The sequence below is a fragment of the Pseudomonas sp. NFX5 genome (assembly GCF_049132125.1).
Lineage (GTDB): Bacteria > Pseudomonadota > Gammaproteobacteria > Pseudomonadales > Pseudomonadaceae > Aquipseudomonas > Aquipseudomonas marginalis.
The window spans coordinates 23,812-42,728 of record NZ_JAFMZG010000042.1; the positions used below are offsets into that span (position 1 = coordinate 23,812).

Consider the following 18,917-nt stretch of genomic DNA (forward strand, 5'->3'; position numbering starts at 1 on the left):
TTTGCCTGGATTGGTCAGCGCAGGTTTTGTTGCGTGAAACGCTGCGCTGCCAAACGCCAGGCGTACGAGGGGTCCCTATCCCTGCGCGGCCAACCCGCCGATATACCCATGAGAATAGGGGGTCTTCGGTTTTACGATAAGCTTCTCCAGCCATGTTGGGTCCAGCGGGTCAATGGATTTGCCTCCCTCCAAAATCTTCACGTTTTCGCGGCTCAAGCGCTTCATGACTTCGCTCAACTTCTGTGTGTACTGGCTGGCTGGGCAGACGATATCTGCCCATGCATCGACAATCCAGGCATCCGCCCAAGCAGGTTCCGAGAAGTCTACTGTGGCTTGGGGGAGCGTGGAGGGGCCTCCGACGAAGGTGAACGCATGTGCATCCGAAGCGTGCCATTCGTAAGCGCTGCCACCGTTTTTTTCAATGATGTCCTTGGACAGCAGGGCCATTTCTCCGCAGTTGCCGGCGCCGGCTTTCAAGATCAGGTTCGGGCGGTTCAAGGCATGTTCCGGCACGGTTCTGCGTAACCATTCATTGGTCATGTTTGCCGCCTCTGCGCGTGCCATGTCCGCTTTTGAGCGGACCATATTGCCGGGCCCCAGCCCGGTTGCCTTCATGATGCGATCCACGCTGTTTTTTGCCTGTACTGCATAGAACTCGTTTTTTTGTCCTTGTGTCCAATCGGCGAAATTGTCGGGTGGGTCGACCTTGGTAACTTGATTCGGCCGCAACGCTATATCCGGTTTGCCTATCGCCCTGGTCCGCTGCAATTGGTAGATCACTTCACGCTGTTGTTCGTGAGTAAGGCCTTTACACGACGCTTTTAATTGATCGATGTCTTCTTTCTGGAAACCGGAACGCTCCAGCTCTTTAAAGGCGGAATCCAGTTTGGGCAACGCAATGAAGTTGGCATCAAACGGCATCTCAGTGACACCTTGCCGTGTACTGAATGCGTTGCGGTAACCCTCGACCAGAGAAAAGTCGTGGGGCGTGCATTTATTGAACGTCAGTTCGCCGGTGGAGGTGTCATTCAGCTTGGTGTAGTAAAACTCTGCGGTATCAGCCTCTATCACCAGGTATTTGGTTTTACTTGCTCCCCTCTCCACAATCACGCCTCGAAGTTCACGCTTGTCATTGCAGTCATCGCTGATTTTGTTGAGCGTGACCACACGGGTTTCCTTCGCAAACGAATCACTGGCGTGTGCGCCGGAAAAACCAAAATTGGGATCGTGTTTCAGGCTGCCGCTGATCTGCGATTTGTAGACGATGGGTTTGTTCTGAGGCATCGGGACCAGTTGGGGGCCCATATCGCCATCGACCATTTTGTATCGACGGCGCTCGAAAATGACAAATTGATCACGCCTCAACAAACCTGGCGTCGAGGGGAACAGGCGCTGGTGTTCAAGGGCTTGAAGTTCCCGACGCGATGTTTCGGCAACGATCTCTATTTCCTTGGAAAAGCACGTATCACTGGCCCCGCGCCTGACCTTGCCCTGTGCAACCGGAGGGGCTGGACAGATCGCTTCAAAGCCCTCCAGGGGCTTAAAGTGATCGGCTGATTCCAGATCGCTCAGCACGCCAGGGGTGCGGGTGTCGTAACGGTAGACCTTGCCCTCATTGACCAGATCAAAGCCATGGCTGCGGGGCAGGGTATAGGCATCGGCGGCCAGTGGTTTTTCCGTGACCAGTGCTTGAGTACCGTCCGAAAAGGTCTCTTGTCTCACGACTGAAGACGTATCAGAGACGAACCCTTCCAGGGCTGGCCCGTAAGCTGTCATGGTCTTGGCGTCGTAGGCGTACCATTCGCCATCTTGCCGCACCGCGGTGAGCCTGATCTGCTGAGCGCTGCCGGATTGAATAAGTGCACCGTCGGCCCTGTCGGCCGCCGCGCCCCATTCGCCGGCTGCTTGTTCCACAAGAGGGCTGCCCTGCATACGACTGACTGAGCCGAACGACTTCACGGTGCTGACGGCCGTCACGTCTTTGACCGCCATTGAGGCGACGCCTTTTTCGGCTGCAGATTCAACGACAGTTTCTCCAAATTTGACGGCTGCACCTTCGAAAGCCTCCGCGGCGACTGACCAAACCTTTCCTAATGCACCAGGGACGACAATGCTCAGCGCATCAACTAAGAGGTCCTGGCCGGCCTCGGCATAGTTGCCTTGGTAAAGGTCTTCGACGCTGCTGACGCCAGGGACCATGCGCGCCAGGGAACTGAGCCGTTGAAGAAACGTGGGGCCTTTGGTTTCCAGGGCGTTATAACCGTGGTTGATCGCCTTGTACTCGTCTTTGCGCAGGAAGTGCGAATCGACGCAGATAGTGGCGATTTTCCCGAGTTGCTCATTAAAGAACGCGGGCGCCGCGTTTGAGCGGGTGTCGCGGAATGTGGCCCGACCGTCATTTACCAGCTCCCCATTCACCAGCGTGCTCGGTGTGATGCGGTCGACAATGACCTTGGAGGTCTTTCCGTCTCGTGGCGCCGCCGCCGAATTGAAGGCGGCGAAGTCCAATGGCAATTCATGGGGGCCTTCATCGGCGCCGTCATAAATCTTGCCGAAATTCTTGTTCGTACCGCCCAGGGGCATGGGGTTCGGCAGATTCGATATTGTTTTTACCGTGCCGGCATCGGGGAAGACGGCTACGTCAGTGATGTTGCCGTTGTGTCCGGTCGCACGAAGCAGTAGGCCGTGGCTGCCTTTTTTACCGGTTTTGGCGCTGAGGTGTTGCCACGCACTGGTGTCTGATTCCCGAACGCTGTAGTACTCAATCCTGCCGTTGGCCAGATGGTTGCGGACCTCGGCCGGGAGCCTGGACAGCAGGTCCTTGATAATCACGATCGAGTGCGCGCGACGAGGGACGAAATCGCTTTCGATCGCTGCGTCGTACTGTGTATTGACGTCGGGCAATTGGTTCGCCTGATCATGCATTGCCTGGATAGGGATACGCGCATCCCTGGCTTCCCAGGCAGGAGTGGTCGAGCCACTTGTCAAACTATCGATCAGGTTTGTTGGCTTGTAGGTATCCCCCAATTGTTCGGCTTCATAGGCTTCGACCACGCTCGCCAGGGTGCCGTACAACTGATCGCTCTCTCTCCAGAGGCTGCGTTGTTCATAGGGGATTCCCTTGCCAAATTTCTGCTCGAGGTACTCAAGTGCCAGGGCGCGTCGGGTGGGCACAGGGTTATCCTTGATATAGCGTTTGGCCTCTGCCACAGCAGTGGTTTGTTCACCCAGTGCCTTGATACACGCTTGCAGCAGCTCTGGCGTGTACTCGTCATTGGCATTCCTGCCGATAACGCCATTGATGATCCCCCAATCAATCAGAGGGTTCATTTGCGCCCTGAGCAATTGCAGCTGTTCATGGGCGGAGAGAGGCTTGACCTTGTGGTAGTCCATCACTTGCTTGAAATTCATATGCCGCGTGGCGCCGGGCGCTATTTGTTCGATCCGGTTTACAGCCGTATGAAACATCGCCCATTGGGGTGTGCCCTGAACAAGGGACGGGGGCAGATCCTTGACCAGAAACTGCGGTGCGGCGCCCGACATCAGCAAATGCGCCGCAATCATTGCCTGCGGGGTTGGCACGTTGCCGGCGCCGGGATGATCAAGGTGGAGTGCAAGGCCTTGGCGTATTTCATGCGCAGGCCTGCCCCAGTTTTGCGCCTGCATGAAGTCATAACCCGCCACATGATTGCGCTGCGTGCCGGCCGCTGGATCAAGCTCCAGTACCCACGCGGTCAGTAGCCACTGCTTGAGACTGGTCGAAGTGACTGCACCCTTCATCTCGGTTTGCAGATTCGTGGCCAGTTCCAGGGCGCTGTCGCTGGACAGCAGTTGGTCCAGCGCTTGTGCAGGGCTGCTGCTGAGCTGAAGGGGTTGGTCACTCAGGTAGCTGAAGAGGTTGGGATGGGGGACGATGGATTGTTTCACGAACCTACTCACGGCTTCGCGTTGGGCCGTGCTCAGCGGAAGGTCCGTGGCCAGAAAACCCCAGTTGTTGCCCAATGTAGGAGCTTGCGGCGTAGGTGTCTGCAGTGCCAGTAACAGGTTATCGACCTGCGCTGCCGACGTGGCTCCAAACCAGCCCTGATCCGCCAGGAATTTCTGCACGGTCGTCTCGCCTTTAGGCCGATGGGACGAATCCGGGTCGACAATGAAGCGCGTGGTGTCGTCGTTAGAGAGGTTGCCCTGCTTGAGCTGATTGATCAGTGCATACCGATCGTTGCTGTCACCCAATGCGGTTTTTTGCTGGTTCAGCCAATTCACCATTTGTTCCGGGTGGTCGGGGCTCCTTGGGAACATCTTCATACTGTCCAGCTGCGTCATGCTGGTGTCGAATGCCTGGCTGCCGGGCTGCGTAGTGATGCCATAAAAGCGGCCTACCCAGTCCAGCGGCACGGTGTTGCTGCTGGCTTGAGACAATGTGATCGGCCTTCCAGGCGTCGCAAATACCCTGGCGGCGCTGAGCACCGGCGCCAGCACGTCGAAATGCTCGGGGTGGTTTTTCGCAAAGTCGGCGACGGCAAAGCGCCGGTCAACGCCGTCGATTTTGCCGATCAGCGCCTCGCCATCGGGGTCAAAGCGCAGGGAGGTCAAATCAACCTTGTGTTTCTCGGCCCACTCGGTGAAACCACGCGCCTTGATGGCTTTGTCCAGGTAGCTGCACCATTGGCCGAGCAGGCTGTCAGCAGGGATCGGTCCGATCATCCTCGTCGAGGCTTGGGCGGGATTGTTTTTCAGCCCGTGCATTGCGCGATACGTGGCGGTGGCCAGTGCGCTTTCGGCGCTGGCCAGGGCGTCTTGCGGGGAGGGTGCGCTCTCCACCGTCGCGCTGAGCCCCGACTCCACAGCGGCCGCCAGGGTTTCAAGTTCAGAGCCGGTAGTGGGCGTGTCGGCAAGCTGTTGGGTGATGGCGTATTGGCGCTCACGTACAGCCGTATACCAGGTGCTGTCCGCGTGGGGGGCTGTGAATGCCTTGAAACCGTTGTTACCGGTCATCTCGATACTTCGGTCGAGAAGCGAGACCAGGGCGGGTAGGCCGTTTTGTTGACGAGGTATCTCTTCCTTGTAAAACCACATGACCTCATACAGTGATGCGGAGGGTGGGGAGGGGTATCGAACGGGGCGTTCCGCTCCAGCCGCCATCTGCCGGATTGCATCGGCTATTTCTGCCCAGACGCCACCCCAGCCCGAAAGATCGTTCGGCTTAAAGAGGGTGTCCTTGCCATTCACCTTGCCTGTCAGCTCACCGGTGACGGGGTGGATACGAACGCTGCGGGCCTCAACGTTGTTTTCTTGGGCAAAGGTGGTAAAGGCACTGCCGGTCAACGCATCCAGGAGGTTTTTGCGCACCTGGTTGAACGTCGAATACTTCGGAACCTCTTTGAGCACCGGTGGGAAATCGTCGCCTTCGATTCGCAATTGAGGTGTGAGTTTCAGCATGGCCTGGCTGCACTGTTGTGCCAGAGCTCGATCGGCTTCCTGGACCTTTTGCTCCACGCTTGAGGGTTTGAACTGCTCGAGGCGCAGTTTCAATTGATCCGGCGGCAAATCCATGATCCGTTGGCCGGCTTCTCGCTGTCGCTGTTTGACCGGCGCGTAAACCGTGGCGTAGTTCGGATCGGTAGTGTTGAACGCGTGGAAGTTGCCCTCGCTCAGCAGTTGTCCGATGGCAAGCAAGGTGTGGTCGCTTTCGATTTGGCCCAGTTGCAAGCCGTAGAAAGCGGCGACGTTGAAGGCCGACGCTTGATTGCGCCCATGGAAATCAACGGCCAGCGAGGTGTCCCCGGCGATCCTTTTGACTGCGGCCAATACCGCCCCTGACGCGGCTGCCCAGCGGGCGTCGTTACCCAGGGAGAAGTCGGCAGGCGGCTCCTTGCCTGTTTCGATCAGGCGGCCTTCGGGAGTCATGGTCAGTTGGGAGAGATCGAGCTTCCTGGCCTCGGCAAACGATTTGAACGGTTCCGAGTGCAGCGCGTCAGCCAGTTCCGTCCAGGCGTGGCCGAAGGTGGAGTCGGCCGGGATGGTCACCTTGTCCTCGGCATCGCCGGAGTGACCTTTCTCGACGGCAAGCCGTTGGCGCATCAAGCTATTGGCGACGCCTATGGCCAATTGTCGGTCACCGTTTTCAACCAAGGCTTCGGCGAACTGGCGAACGGGTGCAATGCGTGGGGCGGAGGTTGATGAAATATCACGGCGCTTTCGGCTCAGGCGCGGCGGGGCAGGGTAAGTGTTTGGTGCACTGGGCGAGGCGCCATCCAGTATTTCCTGAATAAGCTGGGCATAGGTTTTTTGCGGATTGATTGCGCTGGACTGGTTGAGTCGCTGTCCCACCTCGTTGTGCAGCGCTACATCCGTCAGCGGTTCACGTGTGTTCTTGATCAACTGGCTGATTTGTTCGTCCAGGCTGGACTGTTCTTTGGTGACCGCAAACCTGAGCAACTGCTCGATGCGCGTGCGGTCTGGCAACGGTATATCACTCGCTTGGGCGCTCGCCCGCATGGGTTGAGCGCCGTTCAAGCGTTTAAGAAACAGCTCGATGACTTGGGGTGTCACTGACCCGGCAGGTTTTGTGGGCAGATTCAGTTCCTTTGGAATGAAGAAACCTGGCGTGTGCGACGGCCGAACATTGATCATGGAACTACCCTATGCCTGCGTAGATTGAGTTCCCCTCTTGCTGGTTAAACGAGAGAGGCACTTCGCTAAGTGGCCTGGGGCTTGTTCCACGTTCCTGTTTGGGGTGGGAATTGCCGACACGCTTTGTAAGTACCTGTTTAGTTAGGTGCTGGGTCAGGCCAGGTTTTGTTCCGTCAGACGCTGAACTGCCAAACGGCGGTAGTGAGAGGGGGTCATGCCCTTGAGCTGCTGAAAGCGCCGGTTGAAGTTGGAAATGTTGTTGAAACCCGACTCGAAACACACATCCGTCACGGCCTTGTCGCCATCGGCCAGCAGCTCGCAGGACTTGCTGATGCGCAGCCGATTTACAAACTCGATAAACGTGCGCCCGGTCGCCTGCTTGAACACCCGGGAAAAGTACGTCGGCTTCATCCCCAGGTGCTCCGCCACTTCCTCCAGGGGCAACTCGCGCGCGTAGTGGGCGAAAATGTAGTCCACCGCGCGGTTGGTGCGGTCGATACTGTGTTCATCCGCCAGTTGCGGCGTGGTCACGCCGGACAGCAACTGGTAGTCCTCACAGCTGCTCAACACTTCCAGCAGGATAAAGAAGTGCCCCAGGCGCGCCATGCCCCGGGCATCTTCGATACGCTGCATCAGGGTCATGGCCTGGGCGATGGTTTTCTTGCAGCGAAACTCGATGCCGGACTGCGCGCGCTCCAGCATGGGTGTCAAGGTCTTGAGCTCGGCGAAAATATGGCTGCCCTGCTCGAACAGCTCATCGGTGAAGTTCACCAGCATGTCGCGCTTGGGCACCACTTCGTCTTCCTCCACCTGGCTGATCCAGTTGTGGGGCAGGTTGGGCCCTGTGAGGAACAGGCTTTCCGGATAGAAGTTGCCGATATAGTCGCCGATAAACACCTTGCCGGAACTGGCGACGATCAGGTGCAGTTCGTATTCCTTGTGGAAATGCCAGCGCACCAGCGGGCAGGGGAAACCATGCTGGCGATAGATGATGGACAGGCCGTTGTGATCGTCCATCAGCTCGTAGGAAGGGTCAGTGATACGCGTTGCTCGGGTCATGCTGCCGTCGCTTTATTGTGGTTGCTGCTGGGGATAATGCCCCCTCGCGCACGACCTCGCCAGCGCCGCGGTTCACAGGCTACGGTTTTTCGCCTCGATCCACTGGGACATGTACTGCGTACTTTTATGGGCATGGTGGCGCAGCATGCTGCCGGTGAAGTTGCTGCGGCGATGGGCGGCGAGGTGGCTGCGGCAGTGTTGCAGGCACTCCACCAGTGCAGGCCCGTGGACAGTGCGGTCATAACGGCCGGCAATCAGTTGGCGCCCATCCTGCTGGGCCTGGGTCCAGCGTTCGCGATCCTGATAAAGCGCCACGGCCGCCGCCGCCAGGGCTTCGGCGCATTGCTCGATGGCGCCGGGCCATGGCCGCTCGTCGCCCATGGCCTCGGCGCCGATGGGGGTGGTGATATTGGGGGTGCCGCAGAGCATCGCATCGGCCAGCTTGCCCTTGATACCCGCGCCAAAGCGCAGGGGCGCCAGGCAGATGCGCGCGGCGCTCATCACTTGCAGGGCATCTTCGGCCCAGTTCATCACATGAAAGCCCTGCGCCGGGTTGTGCAGGGCGGTGGCCTTGGGCGGGGTGTAGGCGCCGTAGATATGCAGCTGGGCACCGGGCAATTGCTGGCGAATCAATGGCCAGACGCTGTTCTTCATCCACAGTACGGCGTCCCAGTTCGGCGCATGGCGGAAGTTACCGATGCTGAGGAAGTGTGCACGCTCTTCGAACGGTACGAAGGCCTCGGTTGGCGGCGTCATCATCAGCGGGCACCAGTGGAGCAGGGCGGCGGGCAGCTTGAACTGTTCGGTGAGCAGGCGGATTTCCACGTCGGAGATCATCAGGCTGATGTCGCAGCGGTAAATCGCGGCGATTTCGCGCTTGGCCAGGTCGGTGTCGGCCATCAGTTGGAACGCCTCCTCCAGGGCCGGGGCGAACAGCGCGCTGAAGTCGTCGCTGCCCGGGTGGGCCTTGAGGTGCGCCTTGAGGCGCTGCTGACGGGCGTCGCGCAGGCTTTGCAGGTCGGAGGTCTCCAGCACGCGCAGGGCGTCGGGGCAACACTTCTCCACGCGCCAGCCAAACTGTTCTTCCATCATGAAACGGTCGAACAGCACGATGTCCGGGGCCAGTTCGCGGATAAAATCGTCGAAACTGCTGTTATTGAGCTCAATCGCGCATTCGGCGATGCCCAGCGCCAGCAGGTCGGCCTTGTGCTCGCCCAGTGCTGCCGGGCTGCTGAAGGTAATATCCCAACCTTGCGTAAGAAAAGTTTCGAGGATCTGCATCATATGCCCGCCCGCGGCCGAGGAACGGGGCTCCGGCCAGACATAACCAATGACCAGGACTTTGGTGGCGGGCTGATTCATTAACAACGGTTTCCTTGGAGGGCAGGCGCAAAGCGCGCAATTAAACCACAACCGCGTGGCATGACAATTTGTGTCTGGCGGTAGGTAGCCACGGTACTTTGTGGTTAACTTCCGCCTCTCGAATTCGTTTAACCAAAACCCAGCATAAGGATTCTGTTCATGGCTCAAGTCACTCTTCGCGGTAACCCTGTCCAGGTTGAAGGCGAATTGCCGAAAGTCGGCTCTGAAGCAGCAGACTTCACCCTGACCGCCGGCGATCTGTCGGATGCAACCCTGGCTACCTTTGCCGGCAAGCGCAAAGTGCTGAATATCTTCCCAAGCGTCGACACCCCGACCTGCGCCACGTCGGTACGCAAGTTCAACGCCCAGGCCAACGAACTGAACAACGCCGTCGTACTGTGTATCTCCACCGACCTGCCATTCGCCCAGGCGCGTTTCTGCGGCGCCGAAGGCCTGGAAAACGTGAAGAACCTGTCGGACTTCCGTGACCCTGGTTTTGCCGTCGATTACGGCGTAGCGATTGCCGATGGCCCGCTCAAAGGCCTGACCGCCCGTGCGGTCGTGGTGCTGGACGAAAACAACACCGTGCTGCACAGCGAACTGGTTTCGGAAATCGGCCAGGAGCCGAACTACGAAGCGGCCCTGGCTGTTTTGAAGTAACTGTTTCGGCGCGTTACTGTCGTTTTGCAGTAACACCCGTAAGACATGATTGCGGCCTGGCCTAGTCCAGGCCGTTTTCATTTGTGGCTCAGACGTTTAGCGAAATAGCCCGCAGACTAAGCCGCAGAAGTTAAAAGTTGTAAGCCCAAGGTAAATAGCCGGTAAAGGCGCTTTTCTTAACGCGCTCCAGTGCTTATCTTTCAGCCTCCCGAAGAAGAAGCTCTCGCGCCCAATGGTTGATCACTCCATGCAATCCTCCCCCCGCAACTCCCGCCGCTGGCTGTTCGGCCTGCTCGTGCTGCTGGTTATCGCCGGCCTGTGCTGGAAATTCTGGCCAGGCGGCGCCCACAAAGACGCACCGGCCGGGCATACCGGTAAAACCGGCATGGCGCGCCCGGGGTTCGGCGGGTCCACCGGCCCGGTGCCGGTGCGTGTAGCGCCGGCGGTGCTGGGGGAGTTCCCGGTGTACTACAAGGCCTTGGGCACGGTCACCGCGCTCAATACCATCAATGTGCGCAGCCGGGTGGGTGGCGAGCTGGTCAAGATCGCCTTTGAAGAAGGGCAGATGGTCAAGGCCGGCGACCTGCTGGCCGAGATCGACCCGCGCAGCTACCAGAATGCCTTGCTCCAGGCCCAGGGCACGCTGATGCAGAACCAGGCCCAGTTGAAAAACGCCCAGGTCGACGTGCAGCGTTATCGCGACCTGTACGCCCAGGACAGTATCGCCAAGCAGACCCTGGACACCGCCGAAGCGCTGGTCCTGCAATACCAGGGCACGGTCAAGACCAACCAGGGCGCGGTGGACGACGCCAAGCTCAACCTCGAGTTCACCAAGATCCGCGCGCCTATCAGTGGTCGCGTCGGCTTGCGCCAGGTCGATGTGGGCAACCTGGTGGCGGCCAACGACACCACCTTCCTTGCGGTGATCACCCAGACCCAACCGATCAGCGTGGCCTTCACCCTGCCGGAAAACACCCTGGAAACCGTGCTCGCCCGTTATCACGCCGGCAACAAGCTGCCCGTGGAAGCCTGGGACCGTGGCGACGTCAAGCGCCAGGCCACTGGTGTGCTGCAAAGCCTGGACAACCAGATCGACGTCACCACCGGCACCCTGAAATTCAAGGCGCGTTTCGATAACAAGGACCAGGCGCTGTTCCCCAACCAGTTCGTCAACGTGCATTTGCTCGCCGATACCTTGCACAACGTGGTGCTGGCGCCGTCCGCCGCGATTCAGTTCGGCAACACCGGTACCTTTGTCTACAAGCTCGATGGCGACAAGAAGGTCAAGGTCCAGCCGCTGGTGGTGGGTGACACCGATGGCGACAACACTGTGATCAAGGAAGGCCTGGTCGCCGGCGACCGTGTGGTGCTGGAAGGCACCGACCGCCTCAAGGACGGCAGCGAGATCGAAGTGGTCAACGACAGCAGCGAAGTGCCGACGACGCCCACCGAACACCTGCAAGGCAAGCCGGCGGCTAAAGGGGAGACCGGCACCACCGCCGGCAAGGCGCAAAAGGTCGGTTCATGAACCTGTCGCGGCTGTTTATCCTTCGCCCGGTCGCCACCACGCTGAGCATGCTGGCGATTGTTTTGGCCGGCATTATTTCCTACCGCTTGTTGCCGGTCTCGGCGCTGCCCCAGGTGGATTACCCGACCATCCGGGTGATGACCCTGTACCCCGGTGCCAGCCCCGATGTGATGACCAGCGCGGTCACCGCGCCCCTTGAGCGCCAGTTCGGGCAGATGCCCGGCCTGACCCAGATGGCGTCCACCAGTTCCGGCGGCGCCTCGGTGCTGACCCTGCGTTTCAACCTCGACATCAATATGGATGTCGCCGAGCAACAGGTGCAGGCCGCGATCAACGCCGCCACCAACCTGCTGCCCAAGGATTTGCCGGCGCCGCCGGTGTACAACAAGGTCAACCCCGCGGATACCCCGGTGCTGACCCTGGCCATCACCTCCAAGACCATGCTGCTGCCCAAGCTCAATGACCTGGTCGACACACGCATGGCGCAGAAAATCGCCCAGATCAGCGGCGTCGGCATGGTCAGCATCGCCGGTGGCCAGCGCCAGGCCGTGCGCATCAAGGTCAACCCCGAAGCCCTGGCGGCCAACGGCTTGAACCTCTCCGATGTGCGCACCCTGATCGCCGCGTCCAACGTCAACCAGCCCAAGGGTAACTTCGACGGCCCCACGCGGGTGTCGATGCTCGATGCCAACGACCAGTTGGTGTCGCCCCAGCAATACGCCGAGCTGATCCTGGCCTACAACAATGGCGCGCCTTTGCGCCTCAAGGATGTGGCGCAGATCGTCGACGGAGCCGAAAACGAACGCCTTGCCGCCTGGGCCAATGAAAACCAGGCCGTACTCCTCAATATCCAGCGCCAGCCGGGCGCCAACGTGATCGAGGTGGTCGACCGCATCAAGGCGCTGCTGCCGAGCATCACCGACAACCTGCCGGCCGGCCTCGACGTGACGGTGCTGACCGATCGCACCCAGACCATCCGCGCCTCGGTCACCGATGTGCAGCACGAATTGCTGATCGCCATCGCCCTGGTGGTGATGGTGACGTTCCTGTTCCTGCGGCGGGTCAGCGCCACGATCATTCCGTCGATTGCCGTGCCGCTGTCGCTGGTGGGCACCTTCGGGGTGATGTACCTGGCCGGGTTCTCCATCAATAACCTGACGCTGATGGCCCTGACCATTGCCACCGGTTTCGTGGTGGACGATGCCATCGTGATGCTGGAGAACATTTCCCGCTATATCGAGGAAGGCGAGACGCCGCTGGCTGCTGCGCTCAAGGGCGCCAGGCAAATCGGCTTCACCCTGATTTCCCTGACCCTGTCACTGATCGCCGTATTGATCCCGCTGCTGTTCATGGCTGACGTGGTGGGACGACTGTTCCGCGAATTCGCCATCACCCTGGCGGTGGCGATCCTGATTTCCCTGGTGGTGTCCCTGACGCTCACGCCGATGATGTGCGCGCGTTTGCTCAAGCGCGAACCCAAGGAAGAAGAACAGAGCCGTTTCTACAAGGCCAGCGGCGCCTGGATCGACTGGCTGATCGAAGCCTACGGGCGCAAGTTGCAATGGGTGCTCAGGCACCAGCCGCTGACCCTGCTGGTGGCCATCGCGACCCTGGGCCTGACCGTGGTGCTGTACCTGGTTGTGCCCAAGGGCTTTTTCCCGGTACAGGACACCGGGGTGATCCAGGGTATTTCCGAAGCGCCGCAGTCGATTTCCTTTGCTGCCATGAGCCAGCGCCAGCAGGAGCTGGCGCAGATCATCCTCACCGACCCGGCGGTGGAAAGCCTGTCGTCCTATATCGGCGTGGATGGCGATAACGCCACCCTCAACAGCGGCCGCTTGCTGATCAACCTCAAGCCCCACGGCCGGCGCGACTTGAGCGCGGCCCAGGTGATCACGCGCCTGCAACCGCAGATCGACAAGCTGGTGGGTATCCGCCTGTTCATGCAGCCGGTGCAGGACCTGACCATCGAAGACCGTGTCAGCCGCACCCAGTACCAGTTCAGCATGTCCTCGCCGGACGCCGACCTGCTGGCCCTGTGGAGCGGCAAGCTTGTGCACGCATTGAGCCAGATGCCGGAACTCACCGACGTCGCCAGCGACCTGCAGGACAAGGGCCTGCAGGTGTACCTGGTGATCGACCGCGATGCGGCCTCGCGCCTGGGCGTCAGTGTGTCGACCATCACCGATGCCCTGTATGACGCGTTCGGCCAGCGGCAGATTTCCACCATCTACACCCAGGCCAGCCAGTACCGCGTGGTCTTGCAGGCCCAGTCGGGGGAAACCCTGGGCCCGGCGGCGCTGAACCAGATCCATGTGAAGACCACCGACGGCGGCCAGGTGCGCCTGTCCAGCCTGGCCCATGTGGAACAGCGCCAGGCGCAGTTGGCGATTGCGCACATCGGCCAGTTCCCGGCGGTAATGATGTCGTTCAACCTGGCCCCCGGCGTTGCCCTGGGCAAAGGCGTGGAGCTGATCAACCAGGCGCAGAAGGACATCGGCATGCCGGTGGGCGTGCAGACCCAGTTCCAGGGCGCGGCCCAGGCGTTCGAAGCGTCACTGTCGAGCACCTTGCTGCTGATCCTGGCGGCGGTGGTCACCATGTACATCGTGCTGGGTGTGCTCTACGAGAGCTATATCCACCCGATCACCATTCTCTCGACCTTGCCCTCGGCCGCGGTGGGGGCCTTGCTGGCCTTGCTGCTCAGTGGCAACGACCTGGGCATGATCGCGATCATCGGCATCATCCTGCTGATCGGTATCGTCAAGAAGAACGCGATCATGATGATCGACTTCGCCCTCGACGCCGAACGCAACCAGGGCCTGGACCCGCAGACCGCGATCTACCAGGCGGCGCTGCTGCGCTTCCGGCCGATCCTGATGACTACCCTGGCCGCCCTGTTCGGTGCAGTGCCGTTGATGCTCGCCACCGGCTCCGGTGCCGAACTGCGCCAGCCCCTGGGCCTGGTGATGGTCGGCGGCCTGCTGGTGAGCCAGGTGTTGACGCTGTTCACCACGCCGGTGATCTACCTGTATTTCGATCGCCTCGGCCGCCGCTGGCGCAAAGAGCCGCAAAGCCTGGAGCCGGTTGAGTCATGAACCTGTCCGGACCTTTCATTCGCCGGCCGGTAGCGACCCTGCTGCTGAGCCTGGCGATCATGTTGCTGGGCGGGGTCAGCTTCAACCTGCTGCCGGTGTCGCCGCTGCCACAGATCGATTTCCCGGTGATCGTGGTCTCGGCCAGCCTGCCCGGCGCCAGCCCCGAGGTGATGGCCTCCACGGTGGCCACGCCGCTGGAGCGTTCCTTCGGCGCGATTGCCGGCATCACCACCATGAGCAGCTCGTCGAGCCAGGGCTCCACCCGGGTGATCCTGGCGTTCGACTCCGACCGTGATATCAACGGTGCCGCGCGGGAAGTGCAGGCGGCGATCAACGCCTCGCGCAACCTGCTGCCCAGCGGCATGCGCAGCATGCCCACCTACAAGAAGATCAACCCGTCCCAGGCACCGATCATGGTGCTGTCGCTGACCTCGGACGTGTTGCAGAAGGGCCAGTTGTACGACCTGGCCTCGACCATCCTCTCCCAAAGCCTGTCCCAGGTGCCGGGCGTGGGCGAGGTGCAGATCGGCGGCAGCTCCCTGCCGGCGGTGCGCATCGAGCTGGAGCCCAAGGCCCTCGACCAGTACGGCGTGGCCCTGGACGACGTGCGCAACACCATCGCCAATGCCAACCAGCGTCGGCCCAAGGGCTCCCTGGAAGACAGTGAGCGCAACTGGCAGATCCAGGCCAACGACCAGCTGGAAAAGGCCAAGGACTACGAGCCGCTGCTGATTCGCTACCAGGACGGCGCCGCCCTGCGCCTCAAGGATGTGGCGAAGATCAGCGACGGCGTGGAAGACCGCTACAACAGTGGCTTCTTCAACAATGATTCGGCGGTGCTGCTGGTGATCAACCGCCAGTCCGGCGCCAACATCATCGAGACCGTCAGGCAGATCAAGGCGCAACTGCCGGCGTTGCAGGCGGTGCTGCCGTCCAGCGTCAAGCTCAGCCTGGCCATGGACCGCTCGCCGGTGATCACCGCCACCTTGCATGAAGCCGAGATGACTCTGCTGATTGCCGTGGGGCTGGTGATCCTGGTGGTGTACCTGTTCCTCGGCAACTTCCGTGCCTCGCTGATTCCAACCCTGGCGGTGCCGGTGTCGCTGGTGGGCACGTTCGCGATCATGTACCTGTACGGGTTCTCACTGAACAACTTCTCGCTGATGGCGCTGATCCTGGCCACCGGCCTGGTGGTGGACGATGCCATCGTGGTGCTGGAGAACATTTCCCGGCATATCGACGCGGGCGTGCCGCCGATGAAGGCCGCTTACCTGGGCGCCGAGGAAGTCGGTTTTACCTTGCTGTCGATGAACGTATCGCTGGTGGCGGTGTTCCTCTCGATCCTGTTCATGGGAGGGATCGTCACCAACCTGTTCCGCGAGTTTTCCATCACCTTGTCGGCGGCGATCATCGTGTCGCTGATCGTGTCGCTGACGTTGACGCCGATGCTCTGCGCCCGTTGGCTCAAGCCCCACGTGAAAGGGCAGATGACCGGCCTGCAGCGTTGGAGCCAGAAGATCAACGACCGCATGGTGGCCGGCTACGCCACCAGCCTGGACTGGGTGCTGCGCCATCGCCGCCTGACCTTGCTCAGCCTGCTGCTGACCATCGGCGTGAACGTGGCGCTGTACGTGGTGGTCCCGAAGACCTTTATGCCGCAACAGGACACCGGCCAATTGATCGGCTTTGTGCGCGGGGACGACGGCCTGTCGTTCAGCGTCATGCAACCGAAGATGGAAATCTTCCGCAAGGCGGTGCTCAACGACCCGGCGGTGCTCAGCGTGGCCGGCTTTATCGGCGGCAACAACGGTACCAACAACGCGGTGATGCTGGTCCGCCTCAAGCCCATCAGCGAACGCAAGGTGTCCGCCCAGGCGGTGATCGAGCGCCTGCGCAAGGATGTGCCGCTGGTGCCGGGCGGGCGCCTGTTCCTGATGGCCGACCAGGACCTGCAATTCGGCGGCAGCCGTGACCAGACCAGCGCGCAGTATTCCTACATCCTGCAAAGCGGCGACCTGGCCGCGCTGCGCCTGTGGTACCCGAAAGTGGTCGCGGCGCTGCGTGAGCTGCCGGAGCTGACCGCCATCGACGCCCGCGAAGGCCGGGGCGCGGCCCAGGTCACGCTGATTGTCGACCGTGACCAGGCCAAGCGCCTGGGCATCGACATGGACATGGTCACCGCGGTGCTCAACAACGCCTACAGCCAGCGGCAGATTTCCACCATCTACGACAGCCTCAACCAGTACCAGGTGGTGATGGAGGTCAACCCCAAATATGCCCAGGACCCGATCACCCTCAACCAGATGCAGGTGATCACCTCCAGCGGCGCGCGGGTGCCGTTGTCGACCATTGCCCATTACGAGAACAGCCTGGCGGACGACCGCGTCAGCCACGAAGGCCAGTTCGCCTCGGAAAACATCGCCTTCGACATGGCCCCCGGGGTCACGGTGGAGCAGGGCACGGCGGCCATCGAGCGGGCGATTGCCAAGGTCGGCCTGCCGGAAGATGTGATCGCCAAGATGGCCGGCACCGCCGATGCCTTTGCGGCCACGCAGAAGGGCCAGCCGTTCATGATCCTCGGCGCGCTGGTGGCGGTGTACCTGGTGCTCGGCATTCTGTATGAGAGCTACATTCATCCGCTGACGATCCTCTCGACCCTGCCGTCGGCCGGCGTCGGCGCGATGCTTGCCATCTACCTGACGGGAGGGGAGTTCAGCCTGATTTCCCTGCTCGGCCTGTTCCTGTTGATCGGGGTGGTGAAGAAGAACGCGATCCTGATGATCGACCTGGCGTTGCAGCTGGAACGCAACGATGGCCTGGGCCCGCTGGAATCGATTCGCAGCGCCTGCCTGTTGCGTCTGCGGCCGATCCTGATGACCACCCTGGCGGCCATCCTCGGCGCCTTGCCGTTGCTGCTGGGCACCGGCGATGGCGCGGAAATGCGCCATCCCCTGGGCCTGACCATCATCGGCGGCCTGATTTTCAGCCAGGTCCTGACCCTCTACACCACCCCGGTGGTTTACCTCTATCTCGACCGCGCGCGCCACCGCTTCAACGCCTGGCGCGGTGTGCGTACCGATGCTGCCCTGGACACTGCGCTATGACCGATTCAACCTTCGCCAAATTGGCCATGACCCGGGGTTCCCGTGTTGCGAGCCTGGTGCTTTGCGGCGCACTGCTCAGCGCTTGCGCCGTCGGCCCCGATTACCATCGCCCGGAAGTCACTGAACCCGCGCAGTTCAAGGAGGCCCAGGGCTGGCGCCAGGCCGCGCCGAGTGATTCCCTGGCCCGTGGCGCCTGGTGGGAGCTGTACGGCGATCGCCAACTCAACGACCTGGTGCTGCGCCTGAATAATTCCAACCAGACCGTGGCCCAGGCCGAAGCGCGTTTTCGCCAGGCCCAGGCCCTGGTGCGCAGCTCACGCGGGGCGTTTTACCCCAGCGTCGACCTGAGCGCCGGTAAAACCCGCGCCAGCCAGGGCACCGGCAGCAGCAGCGCCAGCCTCAGCAGTTCCAGCAGCGGGATCCGTGACACCCTCAACGCGCAGCTCGGCGTGAGCTGGGAAGCCGATATCTGGGGCAAATTGCGCCGTGGCCTGGAGGCCAACGAGGCCAGCGCCGAAGCCAGCTCGGCAGACTTGGCCGCGATGCGCCTGAGCCAACAATCGGAACTGGTGCAAAGCTACCTGCAACTGCGGGTCATGGACGAGCAGACCCGCCTGCTGCAAGCCACGCTGGACACCTACCAGCGCTCCCTGCAAATGACCGAAAACCAGTACCGCGCCGGTGTCTCCGGCAAGGACGCGGTGGCCCAGGCGCAAACCCAGCTCAAGACCACCCAGGCCAGCCTGATCGACCTGATCTGGCAGCGCGCCCAGCTGGAAAACGCCATCGCCGTGTTGATCGGCGAGGCACCGGTCAACTTCAGCCTGGCGGTGAGCAAGGACATCCCGGCCCTGCCGCAGATTCCGGTCAGCCTGCCGTCGCAATTGCTTGAACGGCGCCCGGACATCGCCTCGGCCGAACGCTCGGTGATCGCCGCCAACGCCAATATCGGCGTAGCCAAGGCCGCCTATTACCCGGACCTGACGCTGAGCCTGGCCGGCGGCTATTCCAGCAGCACCTATGCCGACTGGATCAGCCTGCCGAACCGCTTCTGGTCGGTCGGGCCGAAACTGGCCATGACCCTGTTCGACGGCGGCCAGCGCTCGGCGGAAGTCGACCGCACCGTGGCGTCCTACGACGAAACCGTGGCCAAGTACCGCCAGACCGTGCTCGACGGCTTCCGTGAAGTGGAAAACTACATGGTCCAGCTCAAGGTGCTGGAAGACGAGGCGGTGGTCAGCAACGAAGCCCTCGAGGCCGCCCGAGAATCGCTGCGCTTGACCCAGAACCAGTACAAGGCCGGGCTGATTGCCTATCTGGATGTGGTGACTGTCCAGGCCACGGCGCTGAGCAACGAGCGCACCGTGTTGACCCTGTTGCAGACCCGCCTGGTGGCCAGCGTGCAATTGATCGCCGCGCTGGGCGGTGGCTGGGATGGGCAGACGCCGATTGCCGAGAAGGATTGATTACGCG

General features: G+C 61.2%; 8 protein-coding genes. 5 read left to right on the forward strand and 3 right to left on the reverse strand.

Going from position 1 to position 18,917, the window contains the following annotated elements; genetic code table 11:
* Positions 1–75 precede the first annotated feature (75 nt).
* From J1N02_RS27765 to J1N02_RS27775, 3 genes are all read right to left on the reverse strand, one after another.
* On the reverse strand, positions 76–6,633 hold the full coding sequence (locus tag J1N02_RS27765; RefSeq protein ID WP_421148064.1) for a hypothetical protein: 6,558 nt from the start codon (positions 6,631–6,633) through the stop codon (positions 76–78).
* Positions 6,634–6,786: 153 nt separating this feature from the next.
* Positions 6,787–7,692 (reverse strand): AraC family transcriptional regulator, encoded by a 906-nt coding sequence (locus J1N02_RS27770; RefSeq protein ID WP_027606399.1) that lies wholly within the window; start codon positions 7,690–7,692, stop codon positions 6,787–6,789.
* A gap of 72 nt (positions 7,693–7,764) precedes the next feature.
* Positions 7,765–9,054 carry a glycosyltransferase gene (locus J1N02_RS27775; protein ID WP_146477952.1) on the reverse strand — a complete coding sequence of 430 codons (1,290 nt, stop codon included), beginning with the start codon at positions 9,052–9,054 and terminating at the stop codon, positions 7,765–7,767.
* A 159-nt stretch (positions 9,055–9,213) separates the two neighbouring features.
* Between J1N02_RS27775 and tpx the strand changes: the two genes are divergently transcribed.
* From tpx to J1N02_RS27800, 5 genes are all read left to right on the forward strand, one after another.
* On the forward strand, positions 9,214–9,714 hold the full coding sequence (tpx, locus tag J1N02_RS27780; protein WP_027606397.1) for a thiol peroxidase: 501 nt from the start codon (positions 9,214–9,216) through the stop codon (positions 9,712–9,714).
* Positions 9,715–9,946: 232 nt separating this feature from the next.
* The gene (locus J1N02_RS27785; RefSeq protein ID WP_169898183.1) at positions 9,947–11,242 is read left to right on the forward strand and encodes an MdtA/MuxA family multidrug efflux RND transporter periplasmic adaptor subunit; all 1,296 of its coding nucleotides are present in this window, start codon (positions 9,947–9,949) and stop codon (positions 11,240–11,242) included.
* Positions 11,239–14,340, forward strand: a complete 3,102-nt coding sequence (locus tag J1N02_RS27790) for an MdtB/MuxB family multidrug efflux RND transporter permease subunit (RefSeq protein ID WP_421148065.1) — start codon at positions 11,239–11,241, stop codon at positions 14,338–14,340. The genes J1N02_RS27785 and J1N02_RS27790 overlap by 4 nt, the downstream gene beginning before the upstream one ends.
* On the forward strand, positions 14,337–17,444 hold the full coding sequence (locus J1N02_RS27795) for an efflux RND transporter permease subunit (RefSeq protein WP_108574322.1): 3,108 nt from the start codon (positions 14,337–14,339) through the stop codon (positions 17,442–17,444). The genes J1N02_RS27790 and J1N02_RS27795 overlap by 4 nt, the downstream gene beginning before the upstream one ends.
* Positions 17,441–18,910: an efflux transporter outer membrane subunit gene (locus J1N02_RS27800; protein WP_421148066.1), complete on the forward strand. Its 1,470-nt coding sequence runs from the start codon at positions 17,441–17,443 to the stop codon at positions 18,908–18,910. The genes J1N02_RS27795 and J1N02_RS27800 overlap by 4 nt, the downstream gene beginning before the upstream one ends.
* Positions 18,911–18,917 lie beyond the last annotated feature (7 nt).